An 11604-nucleotide genomic window follows, 5' to 3' on the forward strand; every position below is an offset into this window, starting at 1 on the left:
AACTTAGCGGTATTGGGCTATAGCCGCCCGGCGTCGCTGCTCCGCAGCGAGTGCAGACGCCTAAAGGCTGGACACCAACGGTTGCTGAATCCCTTGTTGCTTCAGCCCGTGCCATTCGTACCTGACCCCTTTTCCGCGGCACGCTGAGTTTAAAAGTTGAAGGAACACTAGTGTAGCGTGATCGCTGCTCCTGCCAGGAGGGTAGCGCACGAAAACCGCACGACCTCGTAGCGCGGGTGGCTGGGGGGGACCAGCGGTGGCTTCGCCCGCTGCGACGAACGTCAGCATTCCGCGTCTTGCTTGGAGAGCAAGATCAATGCTGCGACCAGACGTCCGACCTCCTCGTCCAGCTTGTCGACTTGGGCATTAAGGTCGGCAAGGTCTGCCGATTCCGCGATGGTCTCCAGATGCAGGGCCGCTTCAAGGACGTCGCTCGCGCCGAACACCGATGCGGCGCCTTTGAGCGAGTGGGCACCGCGGCGGATCGATTGGACGTCCTGCGAATCGACCGCTTCACGCATGGATTTCATCAGGCCCGTCGCTTCACCGATCAGAGTTTCGGCAAGGATTCGAAGGTGCGAATCGTTGCCGCGGCAACGTTCGCGTGCGGTTTTCATGTCGATCGCGCTGAGCGTCTTCGCGGCAGCCGGATCGTTCATCAACTCGGTCAGTTCCGAATCGTCACCTTTGCCAGGATCTCGTTCAACGTCGGGAGACGCGTTGGCGTTGGCATCTTCGGGGGCGACCGACACGGGATCGCTGGATGATCCGATCGTCTCATCGCTGACACATCGGTCCATGAGGTCATACAGTTTTTCGGGATCGATCGGCTTGGCGATATAACCGTCCATTCCGGCTTCGAGACAATGTTCTTCGTCACCTTTCATCGCGCCGGCCGTCATCGCAACGATCGGCGTGTGTCGATCCAATTCGTGTTCCTTCTCGCGAATGAGTCGGGTGGCTTCGATACCATCCATGTTTGGCATCTGCACATCCATCAGCACGATGTCAAATCGTTGCTCATCGAGCGCCGCAACCGCTTCCACGCCGTCTTCGGCAACCACGACTTCATGGCCCTGATGCGACAACAGTCCGACCGCCACCTTTCGATTGACTTCGCCATCCTCGGCGAGCAAGACCTTCAGCTTTCGATACGTCTTGGCAGCGTTCCCCTTGGGACTCGCTTGTGACGGATCGCAATGCCCGGTGGTCTTGAGGATGGTTTTCAAAAGGTCCGAGTGGACCGCCGGTTTCTGCATGTAGCGGGCCACACCCAACTGCCTGCATTGTTCCACGTCGCCCGCCTTGACGGCCGAAGAGAGCATGATGATTTGACAGTCGCTCAACGCGGCATCCTGTTCCTGTCGCAAGCGTGCGGCAACTGCAAAACCGTCCATCGGTCGCATCACGCTATCGAGAATGGCAAGCGGATAAGCCTGTCCGTCCGCCGCGGCACGCTGCAGTTCCGCGATGGCTTGTTCACCGTCGGCAACGACCGTCACCGCGAGACCCCATTGGCGGAGCATCTCGTCCAGGATGGAGCGACTGGTCGCGTTGTCATCCACCACGAGCACGGGGACGCCGTGCAACGCTTCGGCGTCGACCGGCGTGGGTTGTGGATCGACCACGCCGAAGCGGGCCGTGAAGTGAAACGTCGTTCCCGTCCCGACCTCGCTCTCAAGCCAAATGCGGCCGTCCATCAGCTCGACCAGCTGCGTTGAAATCGTCAGCCCCAACCCGGTGCCGCCGAATCGCCTGTTCGTCGACGCGTCGGCTTGTTGAAAGGATTCGAAGACGGCTTGTTGCCGATCGGGAGGAATTCCGATTCCTGTGTCCCGGACCGAAATCTGCAGATCGACCGAATCTTCACTGCCGGATTCCAGGTTGACGTCCACTTCGATTTCGCCCTGCTCGGTAAACTTGATCGCATTGCCCACCAGATTGACGACGATCTGTCCCAGACGCCCCGCGTCACCGACGAGCATGTCGGGGATCTCGGGCGCGACATGACAAAGCATCTCCAACCCCTTGCCCCCCGCACGGCAACCGAGCGTCTGGATCGTTTGACCGATGCAATCACGCAAACTGAAGGGATGATGCTCCAGATCAAGTTTGCCCGCTTCGATTTTGGAGAAATCCAGAATGTCGTTGAGCAACCGCAGCAGTGAGTCGGCGGACTGTTTGACCATGTTCAAGTAGTCGCGCTGTTCCGACGTCGGCGTGGTGTGCAGCAACAACTCGGTCATTCCGATGATCCCATTCATCGGCGTGCGGATCTCATGGCTCATGTTCGCCAGAAACTCGCTCTTGGCCTGGTTGGCCTGCTCCGCCATCTCTTTGGCAGCCTCGGCAACCTCCTTCGCCGCAAGCACTTCCTGTTCGGCTTGATGCCGCTGAGTGACATCCCAAAACATGATCTGGATGCCGCTGATGTTTCCGGCGGCGTCGTAAACCGGGCCTTTAAACGTTTCCATGTAAACCCGTTCGCCGTTGGCTTTCTCATGGGCTTCGACATGATTGACGACCTTGCCCGTCTTGACGACGCGACGATCGTCTTGTCGATACTTCTTTGCCAGGTCCTTGGGAAATAGATCAAAATCGGTCTTGCCGACCAGCTCTTCCAGCGGCTTTCCCATCGACTGGCAATACAGCTCGTTGCCGAACACCACCTTGCCCTTCATGTCCTTGCGGACGACCTGCATCGGCATGCACTCGACCAGTGACGAATAGAGCGCTTCGGATTCGCGAATCGCACTGATGTCCGTGCCGATTCCGCCGACGAATTTTGGTTTGCGGTTGGCATCGTGGACCACACTGACTCGGTCGTGTAGCCAGATCACCGAACCGTTGGGACGCACGATGCGATAGTCCTGTTCGATGTGCTTTTTTTCAAGCAAATTGTCCAGATTCGCGACGACATTCTCGCGGTCGTCCGGGTGGATTGCGTCCAGCCAGTAATCGGGGTCGGCGGTCAGCTCCTTGAGCGGTCTCCCATAAACACGCTCGGCGACGCGATTGACATACAGCAACTTGCCGTCCATCGACGTGCACCAGACGAGATGCCGAGCCGCGTTGATCAGCGTTCTGACAAGCTGATCTCTCGTAAACGGCTGGTCCTTGGCCGTGTGTAGCGACCCGAGGTCCATGTAGGAGGTTCGTATATCCACCGCGTCTCGCTCCGGACGTCGAAGAGTGTCGCTCGGAAACAATGTTCCGAGAGTCCTATTCTACTCCAGATGTCGATGCCTTTCTTCCGTCGATCTCTTTCAATGGGAGATTCCGGAAGTCTCCGTCGTGGATGACGGCGATTTGAGCATGCCAAGGAACAAGGCTGGCATCGTCCGGCTACGCCGCCCGATACAGATCGGCGCGTGTCGGCGGCATCCCCGACAGCCCCTTGCCGGCCCGTTTGGTTGCGACGACCTGATAAATCTTGATCGAACCGGCCGAGAAACCGGCTGACCCGCCCGCCATGTAGGCGACCCACAAACGGTACCGTTCGGGGCCGACCAGCCGGATCGCTTCGTCTCGGTTGGCGGACAGGTTCTTGCACCAATATTTCAGCGTCAACGCATAGTGCTCGCGCCACGATTCGACGTCGTGGACTTCGAAGCCGCTGTTCTCCAAGAAATCAGTCGTCATCCCCACCGGAGTCAGTTCGGAACCGGGGAAGATGTACTTCAAAATGAACTTCCGTTCGGGACGGATTTTGCGAGCGTCTCGCTTCGATTTTTTTGCCCGCCGTGCGATCGCATGGTTCAGCATGATTCCGCGATCGCGGAGCATCGAATTGATCTTGTCAAAGTAACGCGGGTAGTTGGCGATCCCGATGTGCTCGGACATTCCGATGCTGGAAATCTTGTCGTACGTTCCTTGGTGATCCGCGTAATCACAGATCTCAACGCTGACCTGATCGCCAAGCCCCAGTTCATCAATCTTGGCTTGGGCATAGTCGTGCTGTTCTTGCGATAACGTGATTCCATGCGCCTTCACGCCGTAGTGCTGTGCGGCGTACCGAATCAGCCCGCCCCAGCCACAGCCAATATCCAGCATCCGCTCGCCGGGCTTGAGCCGCAATTTGCGACAGATCATGTCCATCTTGTCGCGTTGGGCCTGATCCAACGAATTGTCCCAGTCTTTGAAGTAGGCGCAGGTGTACTGCATCTCGCTGCCCAGGAACAGCTTGTAAAACTCGTTGCCGACGTCGTAGTGGAATCGAATGTAGTCGGTGTTGTCGCGGCGTGATTCGTTGCGGCCGACGCCGTCGTCAGCGAATTGATGACTCAAATCGCCCGCATCGGTTCTGGCAAACAGAAATGGCAAGGTCTTCTTGACCAGCATCGTCTTGGAGATCGTCTTCAAACGCCTGCGGTTGGCTTTTTCGGTCTTCAACGCCTCGGTGAATTCCATCAAGTCACCGCCCTCGAACGCGATGTGACCGGTCGCGTACAGACGGACCAGCGTTTCCAAGGACGGTCGCCGCAGCAACGACCCGACAACGCCCGGGCCGGACAGGGCGATCGTGTAACGGTCGTCCACGGCGCGACCGAGCGGAACTACGTCGCCGTTCCACAGTCGCACCGAGACGTTCAGGTCCAAGGGGCCGGCGATCGCCCCAAGCACGTCTTTGATCGATCGCAGTTGCGTTTGAGCCGAAAAGGGAAGTCCCATCCTTGCAGTCTCCAGCGGGGTGACGGTCGATACGGTTTCCCCAGGAACGTCCAATCGGACTTGGCGGGGTGGTATCAACTGCCGACGGTAGCAGAACACTCCGCCTCCGCCGAGTTCAATTTTTTCGCGGGAGGCAATTTTAGCGATAGGGCGCGAGCCCTCCGGTGTTTTGGCAAAGAGGAAGAACCGGAGGGCTCGCGCCCTGCCGCTAAAACCTCAAGAAGAACCGGAGGGCTCGCGCCCTGCCGCTAAAACCTCAAGAAACCCGGGGGGGAAATGCTTCACAGCGTTGACCAGCAGGCCACACCCGAAGCGATTCAGGCGACGTTTGAGATCCCCGGCCGCCAACACGGTCGCCAACACGGCCGTCGCCGGCAAAGCGGCTTAGCCTGTCACAAAGCGTTTCGAGGACAACACAACCAAGACGCTGCTGCGAAACTTTTTGTATTTTAGTTGACTTCGACATCGACGCCCCTTACCAACGTCTAAAGAATTAAACGATCGTCAGGGGAGGTACCGATGGCACGGCCAGAGTCGGAGTATCCGACGCAGCTTGAACTCGAGATCTTGAAGGTGCTGTGGGACGCATCTCCGCTTCCTGTGCGTGAAGTCCGCGCCCGATTGGAAGCCGGCGCGGGCCGCGCGCTGGCCCACAGCAGCGTGATCACGATGCTGAACATCATGTATCGCAAAGGCTTTCTGAAGCGTCAAAAAGCCGGCAAAGCATTTCTGTTTTCGCCAAAAGTCGAGAAAGAGCATGTCAGCGGAGGCATGGTTTCGGACTTGCTTTCGCGGCTATTCGAAGGTTCGCCGACCGCCATGGTTTTGAACCTGCTCGAAACCGGTGACATCGATACCGATGAGCTGGATGAAATCCGACGCTTGGTCAATCGCAAACGCAAGGAGTGGAATCAATGAACGCTTGGGACGTCTTGTCGACCCGCGAACCTACCGTGTCTGCGATTTTAAATCGTTCTGCGCCGACGCGGGAACCGCCAAAACGAGAACCAGCAGGCAAATCAGTTGCATTTGCATGAAGACACCATTTGGTGATACGGAAGCGTTAGGACCGTTGGAAGTATAAGTGGCGTAAGCTTCTAGCTTGCGGTGCCGAAGGCGAAAGCCGGAAGCTTACGCCAACAGCCCCCTGATCACCCGTCCGCCTTGATTGTCCAGCAATGACAGGGATCGGTTGTTGGAATCATAGTGAAATCGTTCGGCGTCTAGCCCGAACAGGTGCAGCAAGGTGGCATGGTAATCAAAGTGGTTGACCACGTCCTCGACCGCCTTGTGTCCCAGTTCGTCCGTCGCGCCGTGAACGTGGCCACGTTTAAAACCGCCTCCGGCGACCCACATGCTGAAGCCATACGTATTGTGATCGCGGCCGACTCGCGAGGGACCGGAATTGTTTTCAATGACGGGCAAGCGGCCCATTTCGCCTCCCCAATGCACGATGGTTGAATCGAGCATTCCGCGTTGCTTCAGATCCTTGACGAGCGCGGCCGACGGCACATCGACCTTCTTGCAAGCCGTGGGCAGCTTGCTGACGATGCTGCCATGATGATCCCAGCGTTGGTTTTCGGTAAAGATCTGTGCAAAGCGGACGCCCCGCTCGATCAACCGCCGCGCGATCAGACACCTCGCTCCAAATTCTTTCGTCTCCGGATTCTCCAACCCATACAGTTTTAGCGTCGCTTGCGTCTCGGTACTGAAGTCGACCGCTTCTTTGGCCGCCAGTTGCATGTTCGCCGCCAGTTCGTAACTGGCGATCCTCGCTTCGAGATCGTGGTAACCGGCGCGGCGGGCAAGGTGCTCGCGGTTGAGTTCTTCCAGATAGTGGAGCGCCTCTGTTTGTGCGGCACCCTTCAAGTACGGGGGCGGATCGAGGTTCAGGATACGCGGGGCTTGCGGGCGGATGACCGTCCCTTGATAGATCGAGGGCAGGAAACCATTGGTCCAATTTTCCACGCCCATCACCGGCAACTGGCCCGGATCGATGAGCGCGACGTAGGCAGGCAGGTTTTCGGTTTCGCAGCCCAGCCCATAGGTCAGCCAGCTCCCCACCGTGGGGCGACCGGTCAAAATACGTCCATTCTGCATCGCTTGGATTGACTGGCCGTGATTGTTCACGCCGGTGTGCATCGATCGGATCAGGGTGATGTCGTCGACCACTTCGCCCAAGCCGGGCAGCAGCTCCGAGATCTCCATCCCGCAACCACCATGCTTGTGGAACTTCCACGGCGACGCCATCAGTTTGGAACTGGCCTCCGCCGCGTTGTCGTACTTGATGTCGCCCTCGAAATCCTTTCCGTCCATCTTCTGCAGCTCGGGCTTGGGATCAAACAGATCCAGATGGCTGGGGCCGCCTTGCATCCACAGCGAGATCATCGCCTTGGCGCGGGGCTCGAAATGGGGCGACTTCGGTTTCAGGTCATACGACTTGGGCTCCATTTCCGGGCGGGCAAACGGATCGTCTGCCGGCCCCGCAGCGCTGACTTGCTCGTTTTGCAGGAGGGCGTTTAACGCGAATCCCATCAAACTCATCGCACCGGTGGCGTTGAAATGACGTCGCGATGACGCAGTGGTGGAGGCGAGATTTCCCGAACGCCGGGTCGGCTGCTGAGATTTCATAGCGATTCAATCAACGTACAAGAAACGGTTTGAACTGAAGAGCGTCTGACAGAAACTGGACAGCGCCAACATCGCGGGCGTTTGCGTCTTGTCCTGCTTGGCGAGACTGGCCGCCTGGGGAGAATTTGCAAGCACCGCCGTCTCACGCTCGATGAAGCCCAGTGCCGAGGCGATCTGTTGGTCGCTGGGCGATTGGCAAAAGGCGAGTTCCCAGGCAAGCTTGATCTGTTCGGATCGGTCCGCCCCCGCTTGCGCGACGAGTCGGCGGGCGAAATCGCGGGATCGCTCGTGCACAAATTCGTTGTTCATCAACAGCAACGACTGTGGAGCGACTGTCGAGGTCCGACGGACTTCACAATTAGGGTCCATCCGCGGTGCGTCGAAGCTATCGAGCAAACTTAGCGGACGGCTGCGTCGTACCTGGGCGTAAATCGAGCGGCGCAAGTCTTCCCCCTTCATGTCGATCCACGCTCCCGGGCGACCGGCATTCAGATTTTCAATCCCCAGGACAAACTGTCCGACCCTGTCCGCCATCACGGGGACGGGGGGCCCAAACGGTTTGGAGTTCAATTTGCCGCTAATGGCCAGCATGCTGTCACGAATCGTTTCCGCCTCCAGACGACGCAGCGACATCCCGCTGAGCAGCCGATTGTCGCCGTCGGTGCGATCGGGCGGAATCACCCGCAGCGATTGGCGGTACGCGGTCGAGGTCATCACCAGTCGGTGAAACGCTTTCAGGCTCCACCCGCTCTCCATGAATCGCGTCGCCAACCAGTCCAGCAGTTCTGGATGGGAGGGCGGTTCACCCAGCCTGCCAAAGTCGCTGGGGGTCGCCACGATTCCGATTCCAAAGTGATGCATCCAAAATCGATTCACCAAGACGCGCGTGAGCAATGGATGCCGGCCATTGGTGAGAGAGTCGGCGTAGGCCAACCGTCGTCCCGTGGTGGGCAGTGCTTCGTCATTGAGTGGAATTTTAGCGGGATTGTTTGCCGCCACCACCGAGAGCGCCGCGGGGGCCACCTTGTCCGTCGGATTGTGGTAGTCGCCGCGCGCGAAGACAAACGTCTCGGGGACCTTTCCGGGGACTTCCGTCAACGCCTGCACAAAATTCTCTTTCGGCTTTGTCGCGCGGAGTGCTTTGGCGCGATCGGCAATCGCGGCCAACTGTGGCGCTCGTTCCTTTGTCTGGTCGATGACCGTTTGCCGCTGCGCCATTTCGGCAGCGGCCTGTGGGTCGAACGTTGCAAGGTTGCCGGCGGTGACTTCCAAGGCGGCGTGTTCGGCCAGTAGGTCTTGCTGTTGCTTGGTTCGTTTGTCGTTGGGGATCGCGATCGCCGCCGCCACTTGCTTTGCAAGGTCGTCGTCGAGCGATTGGAGGGCGCGCTTTTGGGCAGCTGCGACTGCGGCGGCTGTTTTGGCTGCCTGCTCTTTCTTCAACCCCGCCAGCTTGCTGCGGAGTTCGCGGTCATACAGGTACAGCGCACCGGCCGAGATCTTCAGAATTTTGGGATACTTTTTTAGATGGTCTTGTTGTTCCTTGGTGCGTTTGGCTACCGGGGTTTGGTAAGCGATCCGTAGTGCATCATGCAACGCTTCGGGAACATGCTGGGCGAGTTGATCCTCCAGCGTCTCGGCGATCAGCTCATCGGCGCGTTGCTTGTATTCCGCATCAATCTGTTTGGCTTGGGCTTCGATTTCCGCGGCCAGCTTGCGATCTTCGTCGGTGTACAGCGACACCAACCGGGCCGACGGCTTACGCCAGTTCTTCCAGTCATAAGCGGGTTCGAAGATCGCTCGAATCTGAAAATACTCCGCCTGTGGAATCGGATCGTAGCGGTGGTTGTGGCACTGGGCACAACTCAGCGTCAGCCCCAGCAGGGAGCTGCCCACCACATGCAGCGTGTCGGCGATGACTTGGTTTTCAGCCAGCGGCAGCTCCTCGCCGCTGACTTTCCCCGTCCCGTCGGGAACCATTCGTAAGAAACCGGTGGCGATCAGTTTCTCGGTTTCGTCGGCCGTCAGATTCTTTTTGGGAAACCCGATCATTTCGTCGCCGGCCAACTGTTCGCGGATAAAATGATCAAATGGCATGTCGTCATTCATCGCCCGGATGACGTAATCACGGTAGTGATAGGCATGCGGGCGAATGGGATCGTCGATCGTGTATCCTTCGGAATCGGCATAGCCGACCACGTCCAACCAGTGCCGCCCCCAGCGTTCACCGTACTGTGGTGATTCAAGCAATCGGTCGATCAGGTTTTCCACGGCATCCGGGGACTGGTCGGCGACGAAGTCTTGGACTTGTTGTGGGGTCGGAGGCAATCCGATCAGATCATACGTGGCTCGTCGAATGAAGGTCCGGCGATCAGCGTCCGGAGAAAAGCTGAGCTGCTGTTCTTCGAGGCGTCTCAACAGGAAGGCGTCGATCGGATTACGAACGCGATCCCCCGCAGAGACCTCGGGGATCGCCGGGTTTTGAATCGGTAAGAACGACCAAAACTCGCGTTCTTCCGCCGGCACATACACTCCATCGGGAATGGACTCCGGCTCCGGACGCAGTGTCTTTGCACCGGACTCGACCCAGCGACGAAGCACCTCCTGTTCAGGGGAAGTCAGCTTGACGTCGCCCGGCGGCATGTCTTGAGCACCGGTTCGTTCGATCAATGGACTCTCGTCCGGATTGCCGGCGACGATCGCCGGTCCACTCTCACCGCCGACCAGAATGAATCTGCGTAAGCGAAGATCCAGACCGCCTTCGATTTCGTCTCCTTCGCCATGGCAATGCAGACAATGTTTCTTCAGGATCGGGCGGACATCGCGTTCAAACGAAATCGTTTCAGAAGGCTGAGTCGAGTCGGATTGGCTGACCGCTGGCCCAGCGAGACAGAACGACAACGCGGCAGCTAAAACAAGGCGGGATCGCATCACGAATTCCAGTCGTCCGGCATGATTCGGGGCGGGAGGGTGACGGACTTCCGTCGGCGGGGACTTCACTATAACACAAGCAGGTCCCCCCCGCTGTCAACGACGCGCGGGGCGCTGCGGCAGGCCGGTTTTGGGGTGCGCTAATGCGACCCCAAACTTTGAGGTGTCACGCCGCTGGCCGAATCAGGTCGGCTAGATTGCTTCAAGAACGAAGCGTTGACACCTGAATGAGCTTGTTGGTCACCGAAGAAGCTTACGCAAGCTACTGGGAAGCTGAATACGGGAATCGTTCCATATCAATTACGTTTTGAGCTCATGGGTGCACTTCAAACATCCTACGGCGCTCGACTCCCAAGGATCGCCGCGTCGTGTGTTCGGTCGGATTCGTCTTTGAGTCAAAGAAAAACGCCCTCGGACCACACAACGCGAGTGACGGGGGAGTCATGCGGCGGTGGATCACACGATGGGCCACAAGAGATCAAGACGGCTGTCGTACCAAAACGCTGACGACCTACGGCCAGTCGATTCGAGAAGCTGGCGTCAGCCTAGGGTTGCAAGTTCCAGGCAATCTCAGCCCACCGCGACCGCACATCAACCGCCGAAGCGGTAAGCAATTCGATTGAGTTCAACGGCGGCGATCACCGAGGACCGGGAGTTGAGTAACCATTCGTAAAAACTGTCCACCGGTCCTTCGGTGCAACGTTTGGTTCAAGGAAGCCGCGACATGTGCAACCTCGGGCTCGTGTAGCCCGTCAGTTGAATGTATCTAAAGTGCCCCGTTCCCGTTTACGCTCGCGGAATGCTAGGACGACCATGGCTATTCCGAACGCGAATAAACCGACCCCCATCCCGATCTGTAGGCGGGCGTCTGGGTGGCCGCCCCCTGCGGATCCCAGTGTCGCCGCAGTTGACGTGAAAAAGCCGGTTGCAGCAATGGCGCAACCAGTGCTGCGAGAGAATGCCCTGCTTGCTTGATCGTTCTCTGTAGCCATCGGATTGAGTTTCCGTTTAGAGCTGTTGGCGTCACTTAGGATTCACCGAAACGATTTCCAACGTGTGCGATAACGAATTGCGATCTATCCGCGCATGCAGAGGAACGGGAATAGGCGGAACGAGGATAGATCGTGCGCCAGAACTTTGTCGCTCCTCAGGTGGGCCGGTCACAGGACCTGATTAGAACGGATCCTGTCAGACGGTGCCAGTTTCTCAGGCCCAGGCGAACTCGAGCTGGGTGGCGGGAGGTGGGGCCGACTCCGGCTCGTTTGCACTTTCTTGTTCACTTTTCGCACTACCAGGCGTACCAAGTGCGAAAAACCTTCACCCATCGCGGCGTCCGAGCTATCCCCGAGGGATGACAGCGAGTAGCCGGAGGTC

At 58.2% G+C, this 11604-nt stretch carries 5 protein-coding genes; 1 reads left to right on the forward strand and 4 read right to left on the reverse strand.

Annotation, left to right across the window (positions count from 1 at the left end):
• Positions 1 to 281 precede the first annotated feature (281 nt).
• Both NZK35_RS27410 and NZK35_RS27415 read right to left on the reverse strand, forming a co-directional pair.
• The gene (locus tag NZK35_RS27410) at positions 282 to 3167 is read right to left on the reverse strand and encodes a hybrid sensor histidine kinase/response regulator (RefSeq protein WP_259635714.1); all 2886 of its coding nucleotides are present in this window, start codon (positions 3165 to 3167) and stop codon (positions 282 to 284) included.
• Positions 3168 to 3345: 178 nt separating this feature from the next.
• Entirely contained in the window at positions 3346 to 4671 is a 1326-nt protein-coding gene (locus tag NZK35_RS27415; RefSeq protein ID WP_259635715.1) for an SAM-dependent methyltransferase, read from the reverse strand.
• Between the two features lie 519 nt (positions 4672 to 5190).
• Between NZK35_RS27415 and NZK35_RS27420 the strand changes: the two genes are divergently transcribed.
• On the forward strand, positions 5191 to 5589 hold the full coding sequence (locus tag NZK35_RS27420) for a BlaI/MecI/CopY family transcriptional regulator (protein ID WP_259635716.1): 399 nt from the start codon (positions 5191 to 5193) through the stop codon (positions 5587 to 5589).
• A 213-nt stretch (positions 5590 to 5802) separates the two neighbouring features.
• Here the strand turns inward: NZK35_RS27420 and NZK35_RS27425 are convergent, their stop codons facing one another.
• Both NZK35_RS27425 and NZK35_RS27430 read right to left on the reverse strand, forming a co-directional pair.
• Positions 5803 to 7302, reverse strand: coding sequence for a DUF1501 domain-containing protein (locus NZK35_RS27425; RefSeq protein ID WP_259635717.1), 1500 nt, complete (start codon positions 7300 to 7302; stop codon positions 5803 to 5805).
• A 6-nt stretch (positions 7303 to 7308) separates the two neighbouring features.
• Positions 7309 to 10230, reverse strand: a complete 2922-nt coding sequence (locus tag NZK35_RS27430) for a PSD1 and planctomycete cytochrome C domain-containing protein (RefSeq protein ID WP_259635718.1) — start codon at positions 10228 to 10230, stop codon at positions 7309 to 7311.
• Between the last annotated feature and the right edge of the window lie 1374 nt (positions 10231 to 11604).

The organism is Stieleria sedimenti, from assembly GCF_025060895.1.
GTDB lineage: Bacteria > Planctomycetota > Planctomycetia > Pirellulales > Pirellulaceae > Stieleria > Stieleria sedimenti.

Bases quoted from the DNA above. Each gene is read 5' to 3' on its own strand.
- NZK35_RS27415 (WP_259635715.1), bottom strand. From the start codon at position 4,671: ATGGGACTTCCCTTTTCGGCTCAAACGCAACTGCGATCGATCAAAGAC.
- NZK35_RS27420 (WP_259635716.1), top strand. From the start codon at position 5,191: ATGGCACGGCCAGAGTCGGAGTATCCGACGCAGCTTGAACTCGAGATC.
- NZK35_RS27425 (WP_259635717.1), bottom strand. From the start codon at position 7,302: ATGAAATCTCAGCAGCCGACCCGGCGTTCGGGAAATCTCGCCTCCACC.
- NZK35_RS27430 (WP_259635718.1), bottom strand. From the start codon at position 10,230: ATGCGATCCCGCCTTGTTTTAGCTGCCGCGTTGTCGTTCTGTCTCGCT.